Source organism: Streptomyces sp. GS7 (assembly GCF_009834125.1).
GTDB lineage: Bacteria > Actinomycetota > Actinomycetes > Streptomycetales > Streptomycetaceae > Streptomyces.
In genome coordinates, this window is the sequence record NZ_CP047146.1 from 6,846,691 (window position 1) to 6,871,761 (window position 25,071).

21 protein-coding genes and 2 pseudogenes are annotated in these 25,071 nt (G+C 73.4%); 13 read left to right on the top strand and 10 right to left on the bottom strand.

Going from position 1 to position 25,071, the window contains the following annotated elements:
• Window positions 1-93 precede the first annotated feature (93 nt).
• The 6 genes from GR130_RS29770 to GR130_RS29785 form a co-directional block, all read right to left on the bottom strand.
• A complete protein-coding gene (locus GR130_RS29770; protein ID WP_159507574.1) occupies window positions 94-426 on the bottom strand; it encodes a hypothetical protein in 333 nt (110 codons plus the stop codon).
• 203 nt (window positions 427-629) lie between these two features.
• Window positions 630-1,298, bottom strand: coding sequence for an ABC transporter (locus tag GR130_RS40035; RefSeq protein ID WP_201305043.1), 669 nt, complete (start codon window positions 1,296-1,298; stop codon window positions 630-632).
• A complete protein-coding gene (locus tag GR130_RS40040; protein ID WP_201305233.1) occupies window positions 1,295-2,239 on the bottom strand; it encodes an ABC transporter ATP-binding protein in 945 nt (314 codons plus the stop codon). The genes GR130_RS40035 and GR130_RS40040 overlap by 4 nt, the downstream gene beginning before the upstream one ends.
• Window positions 2,236-2,748 (bottom strand): DUF7848 domain-containing protein, encoded by a 513-nt coding sequence (locus GR130_RS42095; RefSeq protein WP_443043690.1) that lies wholly within the window; start codon window positions 2,746-2,748, stop codon window positions 2,236-2,238. The genes GR130_RS40040 and GR130_RS42095 overlap by 4 nt, the downstream gene beginning before the upstream one ends.
• On the bottom strand, window positions 2,745-2,915 hold the full coding sequence (locus GR130_RS29780; RefSeq protein ID WP_236573641.1) for a hypothetical protein: 171 nt from the start codon (window positions 2,913-2,915) through the stop codon (window positions 2,745-2,747). The genes GR130_RS42095 and GR130_RS29780 overlap by 4 nt, the downstream gene beginning before the upstream one ends.
• 256 nt (window positions 2,916-3,171) lie before the next feature.
• A complete protein-coding gene (locus tag GR130_RS29785) occupies window positions 3,172-3,495 on the bottom strand; it encodes a hypothetical protein (protein ID WP_159507576.1) in 324 nt (107 codons plus the stop codon).
• A gap of 200 nt (window positions 3,496-3,695) precedes the next feature.
• On the opposite strand from GR130_RS29785, the gene GR130_RS29790 reads away from it, so the two are divergent.
• The 5 genes and pseudogenes from GR130_RS29790 (at window position 3,696) to GR130_RS29805 (ending at window position 9,331) form a co-directional block, all read left to right on the top strand.
• Complete coding sequence (locus GR130_RS29790; RefSeq protein ID WP_236573642.1) at window positions 3,696-4,442, top strand: GntR family transcriptional regulator; 747 nt, start codon at window positions 3,696-3,698, stop codon at window positions 4,440-4,442.
• Between the two features lie 377 nt (window positions 4,443-4,819).
• The gene (locus tag GR130_RS29795) at window positions 4,820-5,521 is read left to right on the top strand and encodes a peptidyl-tRNA hydrolase (protein ID WP_159510303.1); all 702 of its coding nucleotides are present in this window, start codon (window positions 4,820-4,822) and stop codon (window positions 5,519-5,521) included.
• A 178-nt stretch (window positions 5,522-5,699) separates the two neighbouring features.
• Window positions 5,700-6,542 (top strand): annotated as a pseudogene (locus tag GR130_RS42100) (DUF692 domain-containing protein); the annotation flags it as partial.
• A 280-nt stretch (window positions 6,543-6,822) separates the two neighbouring features.
• Window positions 6,823-7,233: pseudogene (locus tag GR130_RS42105) on the top strand (endonuclease); the annotation flags it as partial.
• A gap of 394 nt (window positions 7,234-7,627) precedes the next feature.
• Complete coding sequence (locus tag GR130_RS29805; RefSeq protein WP_236573644.1) at window positions 7,628-9,331, top strand: alpha/beta hydrolase; 1,704 nt, start codon at window positions 7,628-7,630, stop codon at window positions 9,329-9,331.
• Between the two features lie 98 nt (window positions 9,332-9,429).
• On the opposite strand, the gene hemQ is transcribed toward GR130_RS29805, so the two are convergent.
• Together hemQ and hemG are read right to left on the bottom strand one after the other, a co-directional pair.
• Entirely contained in the window at window positions 9,430-10,164 is a 735-nt protein-coding gene (gene hemQ / locus GR130_RS29810) for a hydrogen peroxide-dependent heme synthase (protein ID WP_159507577.1), read from the bottom strand.
• 2 nt (window positions 10,165-10,166) lie between these two features.
• Window positions 10,167-11,627 carry a protoporphyrinogen oxidase gene (gene hemG, locus GR130_RS29815; protein ID WP_159507578.1) on the bottom strand — a complete coding sequence of 487 codons (1,461 nt, stop codon included), beginning with the start codon at window positions 11,625-11,627 and terminating at the stop codon, window positions 10,167-10,169.
• 405 nt (window positions 11,628-12,032) lie between these two features.
• On the opposite strand from hemG, the gene GR130_RS29820 reads away from it, so the two are divergent.
• A complete protein-coding gene (locus tag GR130_RS29820; protein WP_159507579.1) occupies window positions 12,033-13,229 on the top strand; it encodes a thiolase family protein in 1,197 nt (398 codons plus the stop codon).
• 151 nt (window positions 13,230-13,380) lie between these two features.
• Window positions 13,381-14,841: an aldehyde dehydrogenase family protein gene (locus tag GR130_RS29825; protein ID WP_159507580.1), complete on the top strand. Its 1,461-nt coding sequence runs from the start codon at window positions 13,381-13,383 to the stop codon at window positions 14,839-14,841.
• 162 nt (window positions 14,842-15,003) lie between these two features.
• On the opposite strand, the gene hemE is transcribed toward GR130_RS29825, so the two are convergent.
• Window positions 15,004-16,050, bottom strand: coding sequence for a uroporphyrinogen decarboxylase (gene hemE, locus GR130_RS29830; protein WP_236574038.1), 1,047 nt, complete (start codon window positions 16,048-16,050; stop codon window positions 15,004-15,006).
• Between the two features lie 162 nt (window positions 16,051-16,212).
• Here hemE and GR130_RS29835 point away from each other — a divergent pair, with 162 nt between their 5' ends.
• The 6 genes from GR130_RS29835 to GR130_RS29860 all read left to right on the top strand — a co-directional run bounded on the left by GR130_RS29835 (window position 16,213) and on the right by GR130_RS29860 (window position 23,443).
• On the top strand, window positions 16,213-16,869 hold the full coding sequence (locus GR130_RS29835; protein ID WP_159507581.1) for a DUF3000 domain-containing protein: 657 nt from the start codon (window positions 16,213-16,215) through the stop codon (window positions 16,867-16,869).
• A 346-nt stretch (window positions 16,870-17,215) separates the two neighbouring features.
• Complete coding sequence (locus GR130_RS29840) at window positions 17,216-17,878, top strand: response regulator transcription factor (protein WP_016573641.1); 663 nt, start codon at window positions 17,216-17,218, stop codon at window positions 17,876-17,878.
• Between the two features lie 80 nt (window positions 17,879-17,958).
• Window positions 17,959-19,233, top strand: coding sequence for a ribonuclease D (locus GR130_RS29845; RefSeq protein WP_159507582.1), 1,275 nt, complete (start codon window positions 17,959-17,961; stop codon window positions 19,231-19,233).
• A gap of 224 nt (window positions 19,234-19,457) precedes the next feature.
• Window positions 19,458-20,675, top strand: a complete 1,218-nt coding sequence (locus tag GR130_RS29850) for a thiolase family protein (protein ID WP_159507583.1) — start codon at window positions 19,458-19,460, stop codon at window positions 20,673-20,675.
• Window positions 20,672-22,801 (top strand): 3-hydroxyacyl-CoA dehydrogenase NAD-binding domain-containing protein, encoded by a 2,130-nt coding sequence (locus GR130_RS29855; RefSeq protein ID WP_159507584.1) that lies wholly within the window; start codon window positions 20,672-20,674, stop codon window positions 22,799-22,801. Before GR130_RS29850 ends, GR130_RS29855 begins: the two co-directional genes overlap by 4 nt.
• A 243-nt stretch (window positions 22,802-23,044) precedes the next feature.
• A complete protein-coding gene (locus tag GR130_RS29860; RefSeq protein ID WP_201305234.1) occupies window positions 23,045-23,443 on the top strand; it encodes an NTP pyrophosphohydrolase in 399 nt (132 codons plus the stop codon).
• 119 nt (window positions 23,444-23,562) lie between these two features.
• Here the strand turns inward: GR130_RS29860 and GR130_RS29865 are convergent, their stop codons facing one another.
• Window positions 23,563-25,053 carry an amino acid permease gene (locus GR130_RS29865; protein WP_159507586.1) on the bottom strand — a complete coding sequence of 497 codons (1,491 nt, stop codon included), beginning with the start codon at window positions 25,051-25,053 and terminating at the stop codon, window positions 23,563-23,565.
• Window positions 25,054-25,071: the final 18 nt, after the last annotated feature.

Consider the following 25,071-nt stretch of genomic DNA (forward strand, 5'->3'; position numbering starts at 1 on the left):
GGGCACCGGGCGCCTCGGCCCGGCGGAGCGCCGATGGCCGGATCGGGTGCGCTGCCCGGTCGGAGACGACGGCCGGATCGGAAGCAGTCCGCGCTAGCCGGAGCAAGCCGAGCGCTGGGCCTCCTGCCATTCGCACACCGGGCACAGGACGATGCCGGGGCGGGAGACCGGGTGTTCGGTCGGCCGACGGCACTGCACGCAGTCGGCGAAGGACTGCCCGGAGTCCGCGGCGGGCGGGCCGACGGCGCTCCCCCGCACGGCCGCGGGCTCGGCATCCGGGCGCGCATCGGCGTAGCAGCCGCCCTCGGAGGGCGCGGCGGTCCCCTCCCGTCCCACCGCGGCACCCGGGACGCCGGGGGACTCCACGCCGGCTGAGGTGCTGGAAGCGCTGTCCCGCTCATCCTGGTGCTCGTCGGTGCCCGCCATGGGGCGAGCCTACGCCGCCGCGCGGAACGCTTACCCGGCGGCGGCGTGCCCGGGAGCATGACGGACCGCAGAGGCGCACCGAACGGGCCTGACCGGTCCCTGCCCGGCCGGGCCCTGCCCTCTCCTTCCCTGCCCGGGCCTCTGCGCGCGGGCCGTGTCCGACGGCCGGGGCGGAGGCTGTGCCGGACCCCCGAGGCGGCGGGTCAGCCGCGGCGCGCACTCAGTGTGCAGGAAGCGGCGGTGGCACCGGCCGCCCCCAGGAGGGCGGCGGCGAACGGCATCCAGGGGGCGGTGACCGTGCCGTGCTCGGAACCGGTGATCATGCCCGTCAGCGCGGCGTTGGCGGGCGAGCCGCTCAGGACGAGGAGCAGCAGGGCGGCGACCAGCCCGACGGGGACGCCCCAGCCGGGGCGGCGGAGCACGGGCCAGTTGCACAGCGCACCGGTCGCGACGCCCGGCAGCAGGCAGGTCAGCGCGGTGAGCAGCCCGGCACCGGTCGCGGGCAGGACCGGAACGGCGACCTGGTGATCGCTGGAGCGCGGGTCGGACGACAGGGCGACAAACGCCGTACCGAGGAGCGCGAGGAGCAGCGCGGCACCGATCGCGGTCAGTACGCAGGCGAGGTGCACCCGGCTGGGCGTGGTGGCCGCCGCGGCGCAATTGCGGGCGGCCGGCGGCTCGTTGGTGACGCAGACCCGGGTGAGCCAGACGGCGACCGGCAGCAGACCGGCGGCGGCATAGCCGTACGCGTCCAGGATCGGGCCGCCGGTCTGGACCCCGATGGCCAGGAACGCCGCGTAGGCGATGACCGGCGGCAGCCAGCGGTGCGAGCGGACGAGCAGGGCCGCCTGATAGCGGAGCAGTGCGGTCATGAGAGGGGGGCCTCGTAAGGGGTGTCCTGGAGAGTGGCCTGCTGGGCGGCCCGGGAGGTGTCGTGCGGGGGTTCGTGGGCGGTGCCCTGGGATGGCGCGGCGGCGGTGACCGCGCGGATGTGCCAGGGGGGTTGGGCGGTGAGCAGGGCGCGCAGCAGCGCGTCGGAGTGGGCGGCCGGGACCGTCAGCCGGGTCGTACCGCCGGGGCCGGGGACGATGTCCGGCGCCCCGGGCAGGGGCCCGGCGCTCCCCGGGACGCTTTCCGGCGGCCCCTCCGCCTCGATGACGACCCGCGGGCCCACCGGGGCCGCCCGCCGCTCCTCCGCACCGTCTTCCTGGGGCAGCAACAGCCCGTCCGCGACGCGGTGTACGGAATCCGCGGCGCCCGCCAGCCGGCGCGGATCGTGATCGACGAAGACGACGGTGCCGCCGCCGGCGACCCGCTCGGCGACCGCGCGGTCGAGAAGCCCGCGCGCGGCCCGGTCCAGGCCGGTCCACGCCTCGTCCAGGACGAGGAGTTCGGGCTCGGCGAGCAGCGCCTGGGCGACCGCGACCTTCTGGCTCGTCCCCTTGGACAGCTCGGCCAGCGGCGTGTGCGCGTGCCCGGCCGCACCGAACCGTTCGAGCCACTCGGCGGCACGGCGGGCGGCCTGCGGGGTGCGCAGGCCGTGAACGCGGCCGAGGTGGGTGAGGTAGCCGGCGGCCGTGAACGGCAGCGCCGCCGGGAACCGTTCGGGTACGTAGGCGGTACGCGGGCGTCCGGTGATCCGTCCGGCGGTGGGCCGGTCGATACCGGCGAGCAGCCGCAGCAGCGTGGACTTACCGCTCCCGTTGGTCCCCTCGATACGCAGCAACGCACCTACGGGAACGTCGAGTTGCACATCGCGCAACACCCATGGTCCCCGCATCCCGTAACGCCGCCCGACCCCGTCCATCCTCATCCGCTGCGACAACGCTTCCCCTCCCCCGTCCTTATGGCCACGGCGACCCATGAGGCCGTGGACCGCTGCGACGCCCGCTGGCCTGTGGTGGCTCGTGCCGGCCGGTAGCACGCTCCCGGCACGACGGTCTCGCCGGCGGGCGCTCCGGCCTCCTTACGCCGTCGACGGTAGCCGGAACCGTCAACCGGCGCCTTGCCGGGGGCGGTCGCGGCCGTGCGGGGTGGGCGGGGCTGGGTTGTGGGTGTCAGTCCCGCCCTGGTCCAAGTCGGCGGAGTGCCGTTCACCGACGGGCAGCCGCTGAAGACAGCCCTGCAGTAGTCGAACGCCGTCAACTCGAAGAGGTCGTCACCAGTGGCACGTGCGTGCCCAAGACACCACTCCCGAGCTTCCTCCGGCGTTGCGGTATCGACGCAGAACTCCCCGCAGATTTGGCACTTCCCCACGTGCCTCTGCTGCCACCCCGGATGGACCAAGAGCGTCCATTCCCGCGACCTCTTACGCGCCCTCATGACGTGCCCGCCGGACGCTCCGGGGCATCACTGCCTGTTGCCTGTACGGCATCGATGCACACGTGCAGACCACGCAGCATCTCTTCGAGATCCTGCTCCGTGAGGCCATCCATCCACGCGGTACGGTCCTGGAGTGCCGTCCGCAGCAGATCAAGCTGCTCGCCCAACTCCCCTTGCCTTGCAGGCTGGTTCCACGCTCGCTCTCCCCGGTCGCACGACCGCCACCAGGCGCTCATTTGCGGCCCGCCTTCGGGTGGGGGTGCTGCCCGATCTCGACCGTGCACATAGCGGGGCGACCGTGCTCCTGGCGCTTCCGAGCTTCGGCTCGCTGCTTCACCAGCTCCCGGCAGACGTCGCACCCCGGCGCCGGTTCAGGGTTCCCGTACGGGTCCGGCAGGTGCACGGGGCCGCTCAGACTGGGCATCAGCCGGTCACCTCCACACCGTGAATCCAACGCGGCCCGGCATCGATGCCGTGCGTCCAGAGCCACAACGCCCGCCTCCGGCCACGCTGCAAGCGCCGCTCCTGGCACTCCTTGGGGGTGAGGACGTACGGACGGAGGAACGCGACGTCCTCACCACGCAGCAGCGTCAACTCCGGTCGGCGAGCGGGGACTCGGGGGAGTGCGACCGTCGAGTCGTCCTCACACGACGCGATGGGCGGCGTGCTGGCCGACCGTTGGCAGCCACGGGCCGGGAAGAGCAGGCGCAGCAGCGCGATTAAGAACCTCGCTGTAGCGTTGGACATGCTGTCAACTCCTTTGAAGTTGAAGGCCATGCCCCCGGACGGATTGCCCCCGTCGCGGGGGTTCAGACATCCGTGTCCTAGGTCAGAACATAGCGTGACCTAGGACAGCACAACAGGGGATCGGCCGATCTCGCCCGCACGGATTACGCGTGTCCTAGTACATTGATCAGTGACCTAGGATGCCGACGACAGGAGGCGCTATGACGGACGCCAATCACCCGTACATGCAGGTTGCGGAACGCATCCGACGCCGCATCCTGGATGGCGCCCTGAAGGAGGGTGAAAAGCTCCCGCCCGTGCGGGAGCTGGCCCGACAAGAAGGGGTGTCGGTCGCCACCCTCGGTCGGTCCCTCGATCAACTGCAGGTGGAGGGGTACATCACCACATCACGCAGGGGGACGTTCGTTGCCAACGCCCCGGAGGTTGCGCCTTCGGGCTACGACCGAATCACTCGCGTCCTGCGTACTGGTTCAGTCCTGGCCGATGGGGAGACGATGATCGTCACCCACGCCGAGCTGATCAGGCCACCGCAGTACATCTCCGAGATTTTCGATCTTTCTGAGGGTGACCAGGTGGTGCGCCGTCAGTGGCACACCGGCAAGGGGCAGCAGCGGACCGGCCTATTCGTGACGTGGTACCCCGCCCACTTCGCCGCAGCCGTTCCCGAGCTGCTCTCTACCGCCGCGAAATCCTCGGCCGGGCTACTGCCGAAGATCCAGAAGGCCATTGGGCGCCGCGTCGTCGCGGGTCGCGACGACATCCACGGCAGGGACGCTGACGTACGGGAAGCGAACTACCTTGGTCTCCGTACCGGTTCACCCATCCTGGCTGGTGCGCATCGGCTCTGGGACAACGATGGTGTCATCGAATTCGGTGAATGGTGCCTGCCCTACCGGCTGACCGTCGGCTATGAATACAGCTTCGAGGCTGCGCCCGACGGCTCCTGAGCCAAGTTCGCCAGACCAAGTACGGCCACCCACCGTCATCACGGAGGGTGGCCGTTTGCACGCCCGGACCCGAGCTTCAACCATGTCTCAGAATCTGAGGTCTCTCGCTACTCCCCCCTCCCCTCACTCCCCGCGTTGTCAGTGCCCGCTGGCACACTGAGCGAGTGACCAGTACCGAGACCGCCGGGCAGGCCGGCGACAGCGCCAGCAGCCCGTCTGGGCGTGCTGAGGCCCACCACGCCGAGCCGGGCCACACCCCGACCGATCGCCCCGTGGCCGACCGCCCCGCGACCCACCGCATCGAGACCACCCACCCCGACGCCGGTCGCCACGAGGCCGCTCGCCGTGAGGCTCGGCCCGGCGAGGACGACCGGAGCGTGCGGGACGAGGCGGGCGCGGAGGAGGCACCGCAGTTCGTGCTGCCGCTCGTCGTGCGAATAGAGCGGGCCGCACCGCCTGCGCGTACGGACGCGCTGGAGACGGCGGCGCGGGCGGTGCTGGTGCTGCTGTCCGACGAGCGGGCCGCCGGGGAGGGCGAGTGGGCCCAGGCCGTGCGGGACTGGGAGGACTCCCGGATCCGGAAGGTCGTACGGCGGGCCCGAGGCGCGGAGTGGCGGCGTGCCGAGGCGCTGCCGGGCATCACCGTCACCGGCCGCGATGCCGAGGTGCGGGTCTTCCCGCCGGTGCCGCTGGACGGCTGGCCGAAGGATCTGGCGCGGCTCCAGGTTTCGGGGACCGAGCTCGACGATCCGGAGCCGTGCGGGGAGCCGGCCGCCGGGGAGCCGGTGCTGTGGCTCAATCCCGGGCTGGAGATGTCGGCGGGCAAGGCAATGGCCCAGGCGGGGCACGGCGCCCAGGTGGCGTGGTGGACGCTGCCCGAGGCGGCACGTGTCGCCTGGCGGGAGGCGGGATTCCCGCTGGCCGTACGGGTCGCGGAGCCCGCGGCGTGGGAGGCGCTCACCCGGAGCGGGCTGCCCGTGGTGCGGGATGCCGGGTATACGGAGATCGCGCCGGGCTCGTGCACGGTCGTCGCGGACCATCCGGCACTTCAGGGGTCCTGGCCGTCGCCGGTGCGCTGACCGGTCGACGCCCGTCGAGCGGTCAACCGACCCACCCGGCAACCGCCCCGCCCCGAAGCTCAAATCAAGCTCTGAAGCACACGGGCGCATGATTAGCCCGCCTTGACGAGGTCATGAGTACTCCGACCACGGAGCTAGACAAGCACGGAGCAGGACAAGGGGGGCAAGAGGGGGAGCAATGGAGCGGCTTGGTACGGGCATCGGCTGGCGGCCGGAGATCGCCGCGGAGATCGCCGCGCTGCCCGGCGTGGACTGGGTCGAGGTGGTGGCCGAGAACGTCTGCCCCGGACATCTGCCGTCCGCCTTGCGGGAGTTGCGCGAGCGCGGCACCACCGTCGTACCCCACGGCGTCTCGCTCGGCCTCGGCGGCGCCGACCGTCCGGACGCCGGGCGGCTGGCCGCGCTCGCCGAACGCGCCACGGCCCTGGGTTCCCCGCTGGTCACCGAGCACATCGCGTTCGTCCGTGCCGGCGGCCCGCTGACCGCGTCCCCGGTCGTGGAGGCCGGGCATCTGCTGCCGGTGCCGCGCACCCGCGACGCGCTCGACGTGCTCTGCGAGAACGTCCGGATCGCCCAGGACGCGCTCCCGGTGCCGCTGGCGCTGGAGAACATCGCCGCGCTCGTCAACTGGCCCGGCGAGGAGATGACCGAGGGCCGGTTCCTGTCCGAACTCGTCGAGCGGACCGGCGTACGGCTGCTCATCGACGTCGCCAACCTCCATACGAACCACGTCAACCGGGGCGAGGACCCGGCCGCGACCCTCGACGGGCTTCCGGTCGAGGCCATCGCGTACGTGCATGTCGCGGGCGGTGTCGAGCGCGACGGGGTGTGGCACGACAGCCACGCCCACCCGGTCACCCAGCCGGTGCTGGACGTGCTCGCCGAGCTCTGCGCCCGGATCGCCCCGCCCGGTGTACTGCTGGAGCGCGACGACGACTTCCCCGAGGGCGGCGAGCTGGCCGGTGAACTCGACGCGATCCGCGCGGTGGTGAAGGGGGGCGTCCGTCATGCGCAGGCGGCTTGAGCCGGTACGGGGGGACGAGGACGCGGTACGGGAGGAGCAAGCCCCGGGACGGGCCGGCGAAGGCACCGTCGCGGCGGACGCGAGGGATGAGGGGGCCGAGAGAACCGGGAGAACCGGGAGGGCCGCCCGGGAAACCGGGGACAGCAAGGGCGCCGCACAGGGCGGGGACGAGGCGGTCCCGGCGGACCCGGTGGCGCCGTCCTCGGGTGCGACCGGCCCGCAGCCGTCGCCCGGTGCCGGCGGGGCCGAGCGGCGCCCGGCCTCCTCCACGGACGCCGCGCGGGAGCGGCTGGCGCTGGCGCAGGCCGCGCTGCTGTCGGCACTGGTGGCGGGGACGCCCGCGCCGGAGGGCTTCGACCACGGCCGGCTGCGGGTGCAGAGCCGGGCGCTGACCGCCAAGCGGGCCGCGGTCGTCGCCAAGGTCGCCCCGGAACTCCCGGAGATCCTCGGCGACGCCTACCGTCCCGCCTTCCTCGGCTACGCCCGGTACCGCCCCCTGCGCGGCGGCTACCGCCAGGACGCACTGGACTTCGCGGCGTACCTGCTGACCCAGGGCCGCCCCGAAGACCCGGCCGCGCGGCGGCAGTTGACGCGCTGGTGGCGCGAGCGCGCGGGTCCCCGGCCGCCGTCCGCGCGACCGGTGGCCCGGCTCGCGCGCGCCGTGCGGCGTGCGCTGCACCGACGTTGAGGGCCACCCCGCCCTTCGTCGTGCAGGCCCGTTCGCCCCATAGGTCCATTCGCCACGCGGCTCCCCGCCGCCGCATACCCGCCATACGGGCAACCCTGGCCACCGTCGAGGCGGTGCGGGGGCCGGCGGCGTGCGGGGCGGGCGGCCCGGCGCCGGGTTCCGGCTCGCCGCCCTTGCGGGGGTTCCGCCGCGGGCCCGCCGGGCTCGGCGACGCGGCCTTGCGCATGGCGCGCCACTCTTCCGGGGCATAGCGTCCGACACCGGAGCGCGGTGCTTTACTTCGTCACCATCCGGCCCAACTATCCCTTTTGTATGCACACCGTGCGGCCTAGGGCCGGCGAGCCCCTCCGGGAGCCCCGCACCGCGCGCCACGCACCATACGAAGGGACGGCTCGTGAGAGCACTTGCGTTGTACAGCGCCCTCGGGTCGCTGGTCCTGACCCCCCTCGCCACCGCACCGGCGGGTGGTGCGGTCCGGGACCCCGCCGCGCCGCCCGCCCCCGTCCACCCGATCTCCTTCGGCCGGTGCGCGGCGGTGGAGCGTCTGCCAGCCGCCGTCGAGTGCGGCACCCTCGCCGTGCCGCTCGACTACGCGCGCCCCAACGGCAGGAAGATCCGGCTCACCGTCAGCCGGGCCCGGGCCACCGCGCCCGGCGAGCGGCAGGGCGCGCTGGTCTTCAACCCCGGCGGGCCGGGCGCGTCCAGCATGCAGTTCCCGCTCTACGGTGGGCTGCCCACCTGGCGGCAGACCGCCCGCTCCTATGACTTCGTCGGCTACGCACCGCGCGGGGTGGGGCGTTCGGCGCCGCTGTCCTGCCAGGACCCCAAGGAGTTCACCAAGGCGCCGACGGACAGCCCGAAGTACCCCAGCGACGCCTTCAAGCGCCAGAAGGTGGCGGAGGCGAAGGCGTATGCGCGCGGCTGCGCGCAGCGGGCCGGTGCCGACCTGCCGTACTACAACTCCCTGAACAACGCCCGCGACCTGGACATGCTGCGGGCCGCGCTCGGCGAGCGGAAGCTGACGTTCATGGGCGCGTCCTACGGGACGTACTTCGGGGCGGTCTACGCGACGCTCTTCCCGGGCCATGTCCGCCGGATGATCTTCGACAGCATCGTCAACCCGCAGCCGCAGCAGATCTGGTACCGCAACAACCTCGACCAGAGCGTCGCCTTCGAGAGCCGCTGGAGCGACTGGCTGCGCTGGGTCGCCAAGCACAACGACACCTACCACCTGGGCACGAGCAAGGCGGCCGTCCAGCGCGCGTACGACACCGCCGTCGAGCAGCTGCGCCGCAAGCCGGTCAACGGCAAGATCGGACCGGCGCAGTTGCAGGCCGCGTTCCTCAAGACCGGCTACAACGACCTCTTCTGGCCGATGCGCGCCCACGCGCTGTCGAAGTACCTGCACGGCGACGCCAAGCAGCTGATCGCCCAGGCCATGCCCTCGGGCGACGGCAAGGACGAGGAGAACTCCAACGCGGTCTACACGGCGGTCGAGTGCAATGACGCGGCCTGGCCGCGCAACTGGAGCGTCTGGGACCGGGACAACACCCGGATCGCCCGGACCGCGCCGTTCGAGACCTGGGACAACGTCTGGATGAACCTGCCCTGCGCGTTCTGGCCGGACCGGGCGCGGTCGGCCCAGGCGGGCGTCGACGACGCGGTGCGCGGCACGGCCGACCGCGCGGCGCAGGGCACGCTGGGCGCCGGGGAGCTGGCGGACGCCTCGCTGCAGGCGGCGGACGACCTGGACGACACGCTGCACGGCCGGCGCCGTCCGCTCGACATCCGGACCGAGCCCGGCGCGCTGCCCCCGGTGCTGCTGCTGGCGGCCGAGCGGGACGCGGCCACGCCGTACCCGGGCGCGCTGGAGCTGCAGCGGCGGCTGCCGGGCTCCTCGCTGGTCACCGAGCGGAAGGCGGGCACCCACGGCATCGCACTCGGCGGCAACGCCTGTGTGAACGCCTACGTCGAGGCGTATCTGGTGCGCGGCAGGGTCCCGGGGCACCGGGTGTACTGCGGCCCGCGCGCCGAGCCGGTGCCGGGCCAGCAGCTCCAGCGGGCGCGTCAGCTGGTGCAGCAGGCGCAGGGCAAGTAGCGGCCGGGATCCCTCGGCGCACCACGCACGACGCACGGGCCGTCCCCGAGGGGGCGGCCCGTGGCGCTGGGTGCCGGCGGGTCGGACCGGCCGGCGGGTCAGGCCAGGCCCGCGACCAGCTCGGCGACCGGCTTCCGGCGGCCCGTGTAGAACGGGATCTCCTCACGGACGTGCATCCGGGCCTCGGAGCCGCGCAGGTGGCGCATCAGGTCGACGATGCGGTACAGCTCGTCGGCCTCGAAGGCCAGCACCCACTCGTAGTCGCCGAGCGAGAACGACGGCACGGTGTTGGCGCGGACGTCCGGGAAGCCGCGGGCCATCTTGCCGTGGTCGGCGAGCATCCGGCGGCGGTCCTCGTCGGGGAGCAGGTACCACTCGTAGGAGCGCACGAAGGGGTAGACGCTCACGTAGGCGCGGGGCTCCTCGTCGGCGAGGAAGGCCGGGATGTGCGACTTGTTGAACTCGGCGGGGCGGTGCAGCGCCATGTTCGACCACACCGGCTCCAGGGCGCGGCCCAGACGGGTCCGGCGGAAGAGGTTGTACGCCTCCTGGAGGGCGTCCGAACTCTCCGAGTGCCACCAGATCATGAGGTCGGCGTCGGCGCGCAGGCCGGACACGTCGTAGGTGCCGCGGACCACCACGTCCTTGGCGGCGAGCTGGGCGAACAGCTCCTCGACCTCGTCGGCGTAGCCGCCGCGGTCCTCGGGGAGGACGTCGCGCAGCTTGAAGACCGACCAGAGGGTGTAGCGGATGACCTCGTTGAGGTCCTTGGCCTTCTTACCGGCGTTGGGGATCTTTTCGGGGGCGGTGGAAGCGTCTGTCATGTGGTCCATTCTCACTCGCCTTCGGCGGGGACCGCCGCCAGGGTCCCGAGGATCTCGTCGGCGGCGCGTCGCGCCGAGCCGATGCAGGCCGGGATGCCGACGCCTTCGTAGAGCGCGCCGCACACCCGCAGCGGGCCGGGCGCGCCGGCGACCGCGGCGCGGATCCGGTCCACCCGGTCGACGTGCCCGACGGCGTACTGCGGCAGCCCGCCGTCCCAGCGGGTGACCGTGGTGGCCACCGGCCGGGCGGCCAGGCCGACGGCAGCGCCGAGGTCGGTGAGCGAGAGCTCGACCAGCTCGGCGTCGTCCCGCTTGAGGTCGGCGTCGTCGCCGTACCTGCCGAGGGAGGTGCGCAGCACGAACAGGTCCGGGTCGGCCCGGGCGATCCAGTCCCATTTGTGGCTGGCGAAGGTCGACGCCTTGATGCGGTGGCCGTCGACGGGCGGTACGAGGAAGCCGCTGCCGCTGGGCACGGTGCCCAGGTCGGAGCGGCGGAAGGCCATGGTGACCAGCGCCATCGAGGCGTAGTCGACGGTTTCCAGCTCGTCGGCCGCGGCCGGGCAGCCGGCGCGGAGCAGCCGCGCGGCGGCGCCCGCGGGCGCCGCCATGATCACCGCGTCCGCCGCGATCCGCCGGTCGCCGGCCGCGATCCGCCAGCCGTCCGCGGCCGTGTGGCGCAGCTCCCGCACCTCCGTACCGAGCAGGATCTCGCCGCCGGCACGGCGTACCGCGTCGGCGACGGCGCCCGGCAGGGTCCCGATGCCGCCGTCGATGCCCATGAAGACGGAGCCGCCGGCAACCGGGCCGCCGGGGGGCACGAGGGCCGCGGCGCGCGCCTGGATGGCGCGTACGCCCTCGATCAGCGAGCGCTCGGTGCGGGCCGCCTCGAAGAGCTGCGGGACGGCGGCGCGCATCGAGATGCGGTACGCGTCGCCCGCGTACACGCCGCCGAGCAGCGGCTCGACGAGCCGGTCGACGACCTCCCGGCCGAGCCGTGCCGCAACGTACTCGCCGACCGCGACGTCCGTCCCGGCCTCGGTGCGCGCCAGCGTCGAATCCTCGGCGATCCGCGCCATGCCCTCCGGGGAGATCACACCGGAGGCGGCGAGCGGCGCCAGGTCGCCGGGGACACCCATGACGTGGCCCTTGGGCATCGGGCGCAGCGCTCCGCGGGTCCACAGCGACGCGGTGGCGGTGCCGGGCGGCTGGAGGCGCTCGCCGAGCCCGACGGCCCGTGCCAGTTCGACCGCCTCCGGCCGCCGGGCCAGCATCGACTCGGCGCCGAGGTCGACCGGTACGCCCGCGATCTCGCCGGCGAGCAGCTTGCCGCCGAGCCGGCCCGACGCCTCCAGGAGGGTCACCCGGGCGCCGCCCTCCAGCAGGTGGTGCGCGGCGGTCAGCCCCGCGATGCCCCCGCCGATGACCACGACATGACCGGGCGCCCGGCCCCTGCTGGTGTGCGCTGCGCTCATGCCTCCACTCTCTCAGAGTCCCCTCCGGGCCCGGACCGTGACCTCGTCGAGAGGCCCGGACGGCAACCCGCTTCGGGTACCCGGCGTCGAACCGGCGCCCAGATCAAGCCAGTTGGCACAGCAGGCCGGAATCAGGAGGGGACGGCGTCGTGCGGGGATCACGGGGCAGGGGGACGGGCGCCCGGCATCGGCGGGCCGGACGGCCGGGCACCGGAGCGCACCCGGCGGCGATGCGCCCGGCGGACCGGGCCGGGGCGGCGGGCCCGGTACCTCCGGAGAAGGTGGCCGAGCCTGCCGTTGACAGCGGGCGGTGCCGGGCAAAGACTCGGGGCGGCGAGCGGCGATCTTTCGTACCGCCCGCCGGCCGCCGAGCCGGGACCGCGAGTGCAGCGAGGACAGAACCTGATGACCGACCCACGCGTACGGGATGTCTACATCGTCGATGCGGTCCGCACCCCCGTGGGCAAATACGGCGGCGCGCTGGCCCCGGTCCGCCCCGACGACCTCGCGGCCCACGTGGTGCGCGCCCTGGTGGACCGCACCCCGCGGCTCGATCCGGCGCGGATCGACGATGTCTACTTCGGCGACGCGAACGGCGCGGGCGAGGACAACCGCAATGTGGCGCGGATGGCCGTCCTGCTGGCGGGACTGCCGGTGACGGTGCCCGGGGTGACCGTCAACCGGCTGTGCGGTTCCGGCCTGGAGGCGGTCATCCAGGCCGCCCGCGCCATCGCGCACGGCGACGCGCAGATCGCGGTGGCGGGCGGGGTGGAGTCGATGAGCCGGGCGCCCTACGTGCTGCGCAAACCGGAACGGGCCTTCCCCGCGGGCCATCAGGAGCTGTTCTCCTCGACGCTGGGCTGGCGGATGGTCAATCCGCGGATGGCGCCGGAGTGGACGGTGGCGCTGGGCGAGGGCGCCGAGCTGATCGCCGAGAAGCACGGCATCAGCCGCGAGCAGCAGGACGTGTTCGCGCTGGCCAGCCATCAGAAGGCGGTACGGGCCTGGCAGGCCGGCGCGTACGACGCGGAGGTGGTGCCGCTGCCGGACGTGGCACTGGCCCGGGACGAGACGGTGCGGGAGAACTCCTCGCTGGAGTCGCTGTCCAAGCTGAAGCCGGTGTTCCGTTCCGACGGCGGCACGGTGACCGCCGGGAACTCCTCGCCGCTGAACGACGGCGCGGCGGCGCTGCTGCTGGTCGGCGAGGAGGGGTTGCGGGCCACCGGGCGGGAGCCACTGGCCCGTATCCGGGCGAGCGCGGTGACCGGTGTCGAGCCGCAGCTGTTCGGGCTCGGCCCCGTCGAGGCGGTACGGCGGGCGCTCACCCGGGCCGGGCGCGGCTTCGGTGATCTGGCGACGTTCGAGCTCAACGAGGCGTTCGCGGCCCAGGCGTTGGGCTGCCTCGGCGAGTGGCCGGAGCTGGACCCCTCGGTGGTGAATCCGCGCGGCGGCGCGATCGCCATCGGCCACCCGCTGGGCGCGTCCGGTGCCCGGCTCGCGGGCGCGGTGGCCCATCAGCTGGCCGCCGCGGGCTCGGGCACCGGGCTGGCCGCGCTGTGCATCGGCGTGGGGCAGGGGCTCGCGCTGGTGCTGGAGCGCTAGGCCCCGTCCGACGGGTGGGCCACCGCGCGGGGCCGCCCGCGGGCCGGCGGGCCCGTCCCGGTGGCGCGGGCGGCTCCATAGGGCTCACCGACCACCGTGGGGCACCCTCGTTCAGCAATCAACTGTCGCCCGTCTCCCGGAGGTTGACGCGATGCCCCTGCTCGATCCCAAGGACTGGCTCTCCCTGCACGGCGGCGCGGCCGAGGCGGTGGAGCCCGCGACGGGCGAGGTCCTGGGCGCCCTGACGCTCGCCGCCGGCCCGGACGTCGAGGAGGCCGCGGCCATGGCCGCCGGCGCGCAGCGCGACTGGGCCCGCAGACCGTACGCGGAACGGGCCGCGGTGCTGCGCCGCGCCGGCGACCTGATCCACCGGCACGCGGCGGAGATCGGCGAGTGGATCGTCCGGGAGGCCGGCAGCATCCGGGGCAAGGCCGACTTCGAGATCGGCACCGCGGCCGAGGAGTGCTACGAGGCCGCCGCGCTCGCCCACCGGCCGCTCGGCCAGGTGCTGCCCTCCGGCGCGCCCCGCCTCTCGTACACCACGCGGGTGCCGGCCGGGGTCGTCGGCGTGATCGCGCCGTTCAACGCCCCGCTGATCCTCGCCACCCGCTCCGTGGCGCCCGCCCTGGCCCTCGGCAACGCCGTGGTCCTCAAGCCCGATCCGCGCACCGCGGTCTGCGGCGGGCAGGTGCTCGCGGCGGTGTTCGCCGAGGCCGGGCTCCCCGAAGGGCTGCTGCACGTCCTCCCCGGCGGCGCTGACACCGGGCGGGCGCTCGTCGAGGACCCGCGGGTGCGGGTCGTCTCGTTCACCGGCTCGACCGCCGCGGGCCGCGGCGTCGGCGCCCTCGCCGCCCGGCACCTCAAGCGCGCCCATCTGGAACTGGGCGGCAACAGCGCCTTCCTGGTCCTGGAGGACGCCGATCTGGACGCCGCGATGTCCACCGCCGCCTGGGCGTCGTTCTTCCACCAGGGCCAGGTGTGCATGACGGCCGGGCGGCACCTCGTCCACGCCTCGCTCTACGACGCGTACGTCGAGCGGCTGGCGGCGAAGGCGGACGCGCTGGCCGTCGGCGACCCGTTTCGCGAGCAGGTCCACCTCGGCCCGGTGATCGACCGCGGCCAGCTCGACAAGATCGACGCGCTGGTCCGCGAGAGCGCCGCGTCCGGTGTGCGGATCGCGGCCGGCGGCACCCATCGCGAACTCTTCTACCGCCCGACGGTCCTCGCCGACGCGGACCCCGGCGCGGGCAGCGGGCCGGGGTCGGTGGGCGCCTGCCCCGCCTACACCCAGGAGGTCTTCGGCCCGGTGGCCCCGGTCCGCGCCTTCCGCACCCTCGACGAGGCGGTGGCGCTCGCCAACGAGTCCACCTACGGACTCGCCCTGGGCATCGTCACCCGTGACGCGGCCCGCGCGCTGGACCTCGCCGACCGCATCCCGACCGGCCTGCTCCACATCAACGACCAGACCGTCAACGACGAGCCGGTCGCGGCCTTCGGCGGGCTGGCCGACTCCGGCACCGGCTCCCGCTTCGGCGGCGAGGCCAACCTCGACGCGTTCACCGAGACCCGCTGGACCACGGTGCGCGCCACGCCCGCCGGGTACCCGTTCTGAGCGCGCGGCCCCTGCGGATGCGCACCGAGGTCACCGGACCCGACCCGGACATGGGCGCGCTGATGGCGGCCCGCAAGGCGACGGCGGCGGTGCGGGCGGCTGGGGCACCGCCCAGGGTTGGCTGGGGGACGGCCTGACCCCGCCGACCGCGGTGCGGTCCGGTCAGCGCGCGGTCTGCGTGTGGACGTACTCGACGAGCCGGGTCAGCGCCTCCGGGTCGGTGTTCGGCAGCACGCCGTGGCCGAGGTTGAAGACATGGCCCTCCAGGCCCGCCGCCGCGTCCAGCACCTCGCGGGCCTTGGTCTCGACGGCCTCGCGCGGGGCGAAGAGGACGGCCGGGTCGAGGTTGCCCTGGAGCGCCTTGCCGGGGCCGACCCGGCGGGCCGCCTCGTCCAGCGGGACCCGCCAGTCGACGCCGACCACGTCGGCGCCCGCCTCGCCCAGCAGGCCGAGGAGTTCGCCGGTGCCGACGCCGAAGTGGATCCGGGGGACGCCGTAGGAGGCGACCGCGTCGAAGACCTTGCGGGAGGCGGGCATGACGGAGCGCCGGTAGTCGGCGGGGGCGAGCGCGCCGACCCAGGAGTCGAAGAGCTGCACGGCGCTCGCGCCGGCCTCGATCTGGACCTTCAGGAACGCCGCGGTGATGTCCGCGAGCCGGTCGAGCAGGTCGGCCCACAGCTGCGGGTCGCCGTACATCAGGGCCTTGGTGTGCTCGTGGTTGCGGGACGGGCCGCCCTCGACGAGGTAGCTGGCGAGGGTGAACGGCGCGCCCGCGAAGCCGATCAGGGGGGTGCCGCCCAGTTCGCGGGTGAGCATCCCGATGGCCTCGGTGACGTACGGGACGTCGCCGGGCTCCAGGGCGCGCAGCCGCTCCAGGTCGGCGCGGGTGCGGATCGGGTTCTCGACGACCGGGCCGATGCCGGGCTTGATGTCGAGGTCGACGCCGATGGCCTTGAGGGGGACGACGATGTCGCTGAAGTAGATGGCGGCGTCGACACCGTGCCGGCGCACGGGCTGGAGCGTGATCTCGGTGACGAGCTCCGGCTGCATGCAGGAGTCGAGCATCGCGGTGCCCTCGCGGACCTTGCGGTACTCCGGCAGCGAGCGCCCGGCCTGGCGCATGAACCACACCGGCGTGTGCGGCACCGGCTCGCGCCGGCACGCCTTGAGGAATGCCGAGTCGTACGTCGCGGTCTGCTGCTGGCCCACAGTTGGGGTCTCCCCTGCTCGATCGGAGTTGAGAGCTTGGGGAATGTCGTTGGCGCTCACGACCCGAATCTTCGCATGCGCCCGTCGACACCTCCGAACGGGCGACGCGCGCATCGGGTGTCCTCCGCGTATGAGCGCCGTCTTCCGCCTAATCTTCCGGGCATGGCTGCGGCTCACGAACACCTCGCGGACAGCGCGGACGAGACCCCGATCCCCTTCCGCAAGGCGGTCGAGGCGCTCCGGGCGGCACGACTGCGGCCGGAGATCGAGATCGACCCGACCCCCGCGCCGAAACGGCTCGCCCCTTTCGCGTACGCGCTGGAGGCCGCCGTGGTCGAGCGCGAGGCGGGACCGGGCGGGGAGGACAAGGACCTGGCGGACGGGCGGCTGGTGGTGCTGCACCAGCCCGCCGGCGACGACACCTGGCAGGGCACGTTCCGGCTGGTGACGCTGGCGCGCGCGGAGCTGGAGCCGGAGATGGGCGCCGATCCGCTGCTGCCGGAGGTGTCGTGGTCCTGGCTCACCGGCGCGCTGGAAGCGCGCGGCGTGCGTTACGGGGCGCCCAGCGGCACGGTCACGCGGGCCGGGTCGCACTACTTCGGCGGGCTGGCGGCGCGGGAGCCGGCGACCCAGATCGAGATCCGGGCTTCCTGGACGCCGACCGAGGGGCCGGGTGGGGTGCCGGATCTGGCGGCGCACCTGTCCGCGTGGTGCGATCTGCTGTGCCAGGTGGCCGGGCTGCCGCCGACCCCGCTCGACCCGGCGCCGCGCGGCGGTGTCGTACCGCTCCCCCAGCGGCGCGGTCCGCAGCCCCACTGAGCTGCGGCGCTTTCCTCTTGATGCGGCCCGCGGGCGGCGGGCCGCCGTGTGCGGGCCGGCCGTGGGCCGCTTCGTCCGCCGCCCCGGCCCCTGCCGTGATCACCTCGGCACCGACTCGTGAAGGGTCCGGGCGGCATCGCGTACGCCTGTGATCACCTCGATATGCACTCCATGCTCACCTTGATCGCTCACGCATCCGATTTGCCCGAATTGCCCCTAACTAAATCGTGATCAAAGTCTAAAGTCCCGCCGGTTTGCTGCCGAAGAGGTCAGTGACCCTTCAAACACGGATCATTCCGGCTCTCCCCAGCCGGCTTCCGTCCCCGCCACTCCCCCAGGAGGCCCGGTGTCAGTTCTCCTTGAGCAACCTTCGAGCCTGGTCGCCTACCGCCCGAACAAGCCGACCGCCATGGTCGTCGTGGCCGACCCTCGTGTCCGCTCCACCGTCACCCGCCACCTGTGGGCCCTCGGAGTACGTGACGTGATCGAGGCGTCGTCCATCGCGGAGGCCCGTCCCCGCGTCGGCAACCCGCGCGACATCTGCGTTGCCGACGTCCACCTTCCCGACGGCTCCGGCCTCACGCTGCTGTCCGAGACGCGGGCGGCCGGCTGGCCCAACGGTCTCGCGCTGTCCGCCGCGGACGACATCGGCGCCGTACGCAACGCCCTCGCCGGCGGCGTCAAGGGCTATGTCGTCACCGGTACCCGCACCAACCTCGGCCTGCCGGGACGGCCGGGCGCCGCGCCCATCGGCGCCAACGCCGCCCGGATGCAGCGCCGCCCTCCGGGCGCGCCCGGACACCCCGGCGGCTACCGCGAGCTGTCGGGGCGCGAGGTCGAGGTGTTGCGGCTGGTGGCGGAGGGCCAGTCCAACAAGGCCATCGGCGTGTCGATGGGGCTGTCGGCACTGACCGTCAAGAGCCACCTCGCCCGCATCGCCCGCAAGCTGGGAACCGGCGACCGGGCCGGAATGGTGGCGGTGGCCCTGCGCACCGGCATCATCCACTGAACCCCCGCTTCCGACCCGTCTCGCCCGTCGAGGGAACATTCCCCCGACGGGCGACGTGCATACACAGATACCCTTGACTGGTGACCGACGCCCAAAAGACCGCAGCAGACACGACACTGCGAGCACCCGGAGACTCGCCTCCGGATTCCCGACCGGCGCCGGTACCCCTACTGGAACCCCGCGAAGGCATCCCCCCGGTAACCGCCACCACCGAGGCGCTCGCCGAGGTCGTGGCCGCCTTCGCCGCCGGCCGCGGCCCCGTCGCCGTCGATGCCGAGCGCGCCTCGGGATACCGCTACGGCCAGCGCGCCTACCTCGTCCAGCTGCGCCGCGAGGGCGCCGGCAGCGTGCTGATCGACCCGGTCGGCTGCCCCGATCTCTCCTCGCTCGGCGAGGCGGTCGCCGGCGCCGAGTGGGTGCTGCACGCCGCCACCCAGGACCTGCCCTGCCTGCGCGACATAGGGATGGTCCCCACCCGGCTGTTCGACACCGAGCTGGCCGGGCGGCTGGCCGGCTTCGCCCGGGTGGGCCTCGGCGCCATGGTCGAGAACGTCCTCGGCTACGCCCTGGAGAAGGGCCACTCCGCCGTCGACTGGTCCACCCGCCCGCTGCCCGATCCCTGGCTGCGCTACGCCGCGCTCGACGTCGAGCTGCTGGTGGACCTGCGCGACGCGCTGGAGGAGGAGCTGGAGCGGCAGGGGAAGCTGGAGTGGGCCCGGCAGGAGTTCGCCGCCATCGCCGCCGCTCCCCCGCCGCCGCCCCGCAAGGACCCCTGGCGCCGTACGTCCGGGATGCACAAGGTCCGCCGGCGCCGGCAGATGGCGGTCGTACGGGAGCTGTGGACCACCCGCGACCAGGTCGCCCAGCGGCGCGACGTGTCGCCGGGCAAGGTGCTCGGCGACGGCGCGATCGTGGAGGCGGCGCTGCATCTGCCGCCGAACAGCCATGCGCTGGCCGCGCTGCCCGGCTTCGGGCACCGGATGGGCCGGCGCCAGCTGGAGCAGTGGCAGGCCGCCGTCGACCGCGCCCGGGCGCTGCCGGACAGCGAGCTGCCGCAGCCCGGCCAGCCGCTCAACGGCCCGCCGCCGCCCCGCTCGTGGGCCGACAAGGACCCCGCGGCGGCGGCCCGGCTGTCGGCCGCGCGGGCCGCGGTGACGGCGCTGGCCGAGCGCCTGAGCCTCCCGCAGGAGAACCTGATCACCCCGGACACGGTGCGCCGGCTGTGCTGGGAGCCGCCGGCCCGCCCCACCGAGGATGCGGTCGCCGGGATCCTGGCCGGGCACGGCGCCCGCCCCTGGCAGGTCGACCAGGTCGCTCCGATCCTCACCGAGGCGCTGCTGACGAACGGCGAGTGAGCCGGCTCCTTCCGTTTCCCGGTGGCACACGGCCCCGGCCGCGCGAGACCGCGCGGCCGGGGCCGTGTGCGTGCGGCCGCCGCGGCCGGGGTGCGGTGTGACGTTCGCCGCTCCGGGCGAGAGGGGTGTGCAGCTTGGTTACCCGTAAGTAGCATGTGGGGTGTGACGCGTCCTCCGGGGCGCGCCCCGCAGCAGTGCCACCCCGCACCTGGAGGAGAGCCAACGTGCCTCGTACCGCTAGGGACGTCGTCTTCGTCGACGGCGTCCGCACCCCGTTCGGCAAGGCGGGCCCGAAGGGCATTTACCACGAGACCCGCGCCGACGACCTGGTCGTCAAGTGCATCCGGGAGCTGCTGCGCCGCAACCCGGACCTGGACCCGGCCCGGATCGACGAGGTCGCCCTCGCCGCCACCACCCAGATCGGCGACCAGGGCCTGACCCTGGGCCGTACCGCCGCCATCCTGGCGGGCCTGCCGCAGTCCGTGCCCGGCTTCTCCGTCGACCGGATGTGCGCCGGCGCGATGACCGCGGTGACCAGCGTCGCCGGCGGGGTGTCCTTCGGCGCGTACGACATCGCCGTCGCCGGCGGTGTCGAGCACATGGGCCGCCACCCCATGGGCGAGGGCGTGGACCCCAACCCGCGCTTCGTGTCGGAGAAGCTGGTCGACCAGTCCGCGCTCTTCATGGGCATGACGGCGGAGAACCTCCACGACCGGCTGCCGCACATCACCAAGCAGCGCGCCGACGAGTACGCGGTGCGCAGCCAGGAGAAGGCCGCGAAGGCGTACGCCGACGGGAAGATCCAGGCCGACCTGGTGCCGATCTCGGTGCGCCGCACCAACGCCGAGGCCGGCGAGACCGGTTGGGGCCTGGCCACCGCCGACGAGCCGATGCGTCCGGGCACGACGCTGGAGAACCTCGCCGGCCTGAAGACCCCGTTCCGGCCGCACGGCCGGGTGACCGCGGGCAACGCCGCCGGCCTCAACGACGGCGCCACCGCCTCGCTGATCGCCGCCGAGGACGTGGCGCGCGAGCTGGGGCTGCCGGTCAAGATGCGCCTCGTCGACTACGCCTTCGCGGGTGTCGAGCCCGAGGTCATGGGCATCGGCCCGGTCCCGGCGACCCAGAAGGCGCTGGCCAAGGCCGGTCTGACGATCGACGACATCGGCCTGTTCGAGATCAACGAGGCGTTCGCCGTCCAGGTGCTCTCGCTGCTCGACCACTACGGCATCGACGACGACGACCCGCGCGTCAACCAGTACGGCGGCGCGATCGCCTTCGGCCACCCGCTGGCGTCGTCCGGTGTGCGTCTGATGACGCAGCTGGCCCGGCAGTTCGAGGAGCAGCCGGAGGTCCGCTACGGCATCACCACCATGTGCGTCGGCTTCGGCATGGGCGGCACGGTTATCTGGGAGAACCCGCACTTCGAGGGGAACAAGTGACTACTACCGCTGAGCTGTTGAAGGGTGCGGCCGAGCTGTTCCCGGACGAGGTCGTGACGCAGGCGCATGTCCGCCACCTCGACCTCCCCAAGGGCGCCGGCCGGTTCGCGCTGATCACGCTGGACAACGGCCTGGACCACACCAAGCCGACCACCTTCGGCCCGCAGTCGCTGGCGAACCTCAACACCGCCATCGACCAGGTCGAGAAGGAGGCCGCGGACGGCGCGATCGTCGCCGCGGGCATCACCGGCAAGCCGTTCATCTTCGCCGTGGGCGCCGACCTCAAGGGCGTCGAGCTGCTCAAGCGCCACGCGGACGCGCTGGCCATCGGCAAGGGCGGCCACGACGTCTTCAAGCGGCTGTCGTCGCTGGCCGTGCCCACCTTCGCGTACTACAACGGCGCGGCGATGGGCGGCGGTGTCGAGGTCGGTCTGCACTGCACCTACCGCACCGTCTCCAAGGCGCTGCCCGCCTTCTCGCTCCCCGAGGTCTTCCTCGGCCTGGTGCCCGGCTGGGGCGGCTGCGCGCTGCTGCCGAACCTGATCGGCGCGGACCGCGCGGTGAGCGTGATCATCGAGAACTCGCTCAACCAGAACAAGCAGCTCAAGGGCCAGCAGGTCTTCGACCTCGGCATCGCGGACGCGCTCTTCGAGGGCGCGGACTTCCTGGAGCAGTCGCTGCACTGGACCGCCGCCGTCCTCAAGGGCGACACCGAGGTCGTACGGCCCGAGGTCGACCGCGGCGAGGCGTGGGACGCGGCCGTGGCGCGCGGCAAGGCGATCGCGGACGGCAAGGTGCACGGTGCGGCCCCGGCCGCCTACCGGGCGCTGGACATCATCGCGGCGGCCAAGAACGGCGACCTGCGGCAGGGCTTCGACGCCGAGGACCAGGCGCTCGCCGACCTGATCATGGGCGGCGAACTGCGGTCCGGCATCTACTCGTTCAACCTGGTGCAGAAGCGCGCCAAGCGGCCCGCCGGAGCTCCGGACAAGTCGCTGGCCCGTCCCGTCACCAAGGTCGGCGTGGTCGGCGCGGGCCTGATGGCCTCCCAGCTGGCGCTGCTGTTCGCCCGCCGCCTGGAGGTCCCGGTCGTCCTCACGGACATCGACCAGGCCCGGATCGACAAGGGCGTCGCGTACGTCCACGGCGAGATCGACAAGCTGCTGCTCAAGGGCCGGGTCAACCAGGACAAGGCCAACCGCCTCAAGGGCCTGGTCAGCGGTCACCTCGACAAGGCCGCCGCCTTCGGCGACGCGGACTTCGTCATCGAGGCCGTCTTCGAGGAGATGGGCGTCAAGCAGAAGGTGTTCGCGGAGGTCGAGGCCGTGGTGCCGGAGCACGCCGTGCTCGCCACCAACACCTCCTCCCTCTCGGTCACCGAGATGGCGTCGAAGCTCAAGCACCCCGAGCGGGTCGTGGGCTTCCACTTCTTCAACCCGGTGGCGATCCTGCCGCTGCTGGAGATCGTCCGGGCCGAGAAGACCGACGACGCGTCGCTGGCCACCGCCTTCGCGGTCGCCAAGTCGCTGAAGAAGACGGCCGTGCTGGTGAAGGACGCCCCGGCGTTCGTCGTCAACCGCATCCTGACCCGCTTCATGGGCGAGATCCAGAACGTCATCGACGAGGGCACCCCGGTCGCCGTCGCCGAGAAGGCGGTCGAGCCGCTCGGCCTGCCGATGTCGCCGCTCGTCCTCCTGGAGCTGGTCGGCCCGGCGATCGGCCTGCACGTCTCCGAGACGCTGCACGGCGCCTTCCCGGAGCGCTTCACGGTCTCCCCCAACCTGAAGGCGGTCGTCGAGGCCGGCAAGCGCGGCTTCTACGTCTACGACAGCGGGAAGCCGGAGCTGGACCCGGAGGTCGCCGCCCTGCTGCAGCAGGGCGACTCGGTGCTGACCGAGGAGCAGGTCCGCGACCGCGTGCTGGACGCCGTGGCGCAGGAGATCGGCCTGATGCTGGACGAGGGCGTGGTCGCCGAGGCGCAGGACATCGACCTGTGCCTGATCACCGGCGCCGGCTGGCCCTTCCACCTGGGCGGCATCACGCCGTACCTGGACCGTGAGGGCGTCTCCGAGCGGGTGACCGGCAAGAAGTTCCTGTCCCCGGGCATCGCGAGCGTTCCCGTCTAAGGGGCCTCGCGCGGGGATGGTCGGGCGCGCGGGCCGGCTCGGTGGAGCCGGCCCGCGCGCCGCCGCGTTTTCGGGCTCCGCCTCCCGGGCGTGCCCGGGAGGCGGAGCGCGTCCACGCGCGTCCCCCACCCCCGAACCCACCCCCCGCCCCCTCCCCCGAAGGGGGAGAGGGGGAGGGGGCGGGGGAAGACCTCGCGACCCGTGGCAGGCCGGCGGCCATGACAGGGTGGCCGTATGGATTCCATGGACTCCCTGGTCATCGTCGATGCCGCGAATGTGGTCGGCTCGGTGCCCGACGGCTGGTGGCGGGACCGGCGCGGGGCGGCCCGGCGGCTGCGGGACGCGCTCGCGCAGTACGCCGGCACGGGGCTGCCGGGGCTGGTCGCGCCGCCGCTGGAGATGGTCCTCGTGGTGGAGGGCGCGGCGCGCGGCGTGCCGTCCGCCGAGGGCGTGCGGGTGGTGTCCGCGTACGGCAGCGGCGACGACCGGATCGTGCAGCTGGTGGCCGAGGAGGGCCGGGGGCGGGACTGCCTCGTGGTCACCGCGGACCGCGGGCTGCGGGAGCGCGTACAGGCGCTGGGGGCCGCCGTGACGGGCCCCCGGACGGTGTGGGGTGGACGCGGCCGCGGCGAGGCCCCGTAGCGCCCCGGACCGGCGCACAGGGCGGTGCGCGGCCCTCGCGGCACCGTTCCGTGCGGCCGCGAGGACGGCCCGTACCGCCCCAAGGGCCGTACGGGCCGCGGTGGTTGGCGAGCGGTCCGCTACGCGCGGGCGCCGGCCGGGCCCCGGTCCTCGGTGCGGGCGCCGAGGCGGCTGTGGCCGCGGCCGTAGACGAAGTAGACGGCGAAGCCGATCGCCATCCAGATCGCGAACCGGATCCAGGTCTCGGCGGGCAGGTTGAGCATCAGCCAGAGCGAGGCGAGGACGGAGAGGACCGGGATCAGGGGGACCAGGGGGGTGCGGAAGGCGCGCGGCAGGTCGGGGCGGGAGCGGCGGAGCAGGATGACGCCGATGGCGACGACCACGAAGGCGAAGAGCGTGCCGATGTTGACGAGTTCGGCCAGCACGTCGATGGAGGTGAAGCCGGAGACGACCGCGACGACGGCGCCGAGCACGATGGTGGAGCGGTGCGGGGTGCCGAATGTGGGGTGGACGCGGGAGAAGACCTGGGGCAGCAGCCCGTCGCGGCTCATCGCGAAGAACACCCGGCTCTGGCCGAGCAGCAGGATCATGCAGACCGAGGTCAGGCCGACGGCGGCGCCGAAGCTGATCAGGTCGGCGAAGAACGGGTGTCCGACGTGCTTGAAGGCGTCGGCGAGGGGGGCGTCCACGGAGAGCCGGTCGTACTTCTCCATGCCGGTGACGACGACGGACACGGCGACGTAGAGCAGGGTGCAGATGGCCAGCGAGCCGAGGATGCCGCGCGGTACGTCGCGCTGCGGGACCCGGGTCTCCTCGGCGGCGGTGGCCACGATGTCGAAGCCGATGAAGGCGAAGAAGACCACCGCGGCGGCGGCGAAGATGCCCATGATGCCGAAGTCGGAGGGGGTGAAGCCGAACATCAGCTGGGAGAGCGGCGCGGCCAGTCCGCCGCCGCCCACGGCCGGCCGGCTCGGCGGGACGAACGGCTGGTAGTTGGCGCCGGAGACGAAGAACGCGCCGGCGATGACGACCAGCAGGACGACGGCGACCTTGATGCCGACGACCACCGTCGTCACCCGGGAGGACAGCTTCATGCCGAACACCAGGACGGCGGTGAGCACCAGGACGAGGACGCAGGCGAGCAGGTCGAAGCCGAACCGCCCGCCATGGGTGCCGGACAGTGCGGACGGCAGGTGCAGCCCGGCGGAGTCCAGCAGCGAGCGCACATAGCCGGACCAGCCGACGGCGACCACCGCGCAGCCCAGGGCGAGTTCGAGGATCAGGTCCCAGCCGATGATCCAGGCGGGCAGCTCGCCCAGTGACGCGTACGAGAAGGTGTAGGCCGACCCGGCGACCGGGACGGTGGAGGCGAACTCCGCGTAGCACAGCGCCGCCAGCGCGCAGACCACGCCCGCGACGACGAAGGACACCGCGACGGCGGGCCCGGCCTGCTCCTTGGCGATCTTTCCGGTGAGGACGAAGATGCCGGTGCCGATGACGACACCGACGCCGAAGACGGTGAGGTCGAGCGCCGAGAGGGACTTCTTGAGCGAGTGCTCCGGCTCCTCGGTGTCCCGGATCGACTGCTCGACCGTCTTCGTGCGGAACATGCCGCGATCGCGGCGGGA

Excerpts from the sequence above, each read along its gene's own strand:
- GR130_RS29770 (WP_159507574.1), bottom strand. The coding sequence starts at position 426 with ATGGCGGGCACCGACGAGCACCAGGATGAGCGGGACAGCGCTTCCAGC.
- GR130_RS40035 (WP_201305043.1), bottom strand. The coding sequence starts at position 1,298 with ATGACCGCACTGCTCCGCTATCAGGCGGCCCTGCTCGTCCGCTCGCAC.
- GR130_RS40040 (WP_201305233.1), bottom strand. The coding sequence starts at position 2,239 with ATGAGGATGGACGGGGTCGGGCGGCGTTACGGGATGCGGGGACCATGG.
- GR130_RS42095 (WP_443043690.1), bottom strand. The coding sequence starts at position 2,748 with ATGAGGGCGCGTAAGAGGTCGCGGGAATGGACGCTCTTGGTCCATCCG.
- GR130_RS29785 (WP_159507576.1), bottom strand. The coding sequence starts at position 3,495 with ATGTCCAACGCTACAGCGAGGTTCTTAATCGCGCTGCTGCGCCTGCTC.
- GR130_RS29790 (WP_236573642.1), top strand. The coding sequence starts at position 3,696 with ATGACGGACGCCAATCACCCGTACATGCAGGTTGCGGAACGCATCCGA.
- hemQ (WP_159507577.1), bottom strand. The coding sequence starts at position 10,164 with ATGGACCACATGACAGACGCTTCCACCGCCCCCGAAAAGATCCCCAAC.
- hemG (WP_159507578.1), bottom strand. The coding sequence starts at position 11,627 with ATGAGCGCAGCGCACACCAGCAGGGGCCGGGCGCCCGGTCATGTCGTG.
- GR130_RS29820 (WP_159507579.1), top strand. The coding sequence starts at position 12,033 with ATGACCGACCCACGCGTACGGGATGTCTACATCGTCGATGCGGTCCGC.
- GR130_RS29825 (WP_159507580.1), top strand. The coding sequence starts at position 13,381 with ATGCCCCTGCTCGATCCCAAGGACTGGCTCTCCCTGCACGGCGGCGCG.
- GR130_RS29835 (WP_159507581.1), top strand. The coding sequence starts at position 16,213 with ATGGCTGCGGCTCACGAACACCTCGCGGACAGCGCGGACGAGACCCCG.
- GR130_RS29860 (WP_201305234.1), top strand. The coding sequence starts at position 23,045 with ATGGACTCCCTGGTCATCGTCGATGCCGCGAATGTGGTCGGCTCGGTG.
- GR130_RS29865 (WP_159507586.1), bottom strand. The coding sequence starts at position 25,053 with ATGTTCCGCACGAAGACGGTCGAGCAGTCGATCCGGGACACCGAGGAG.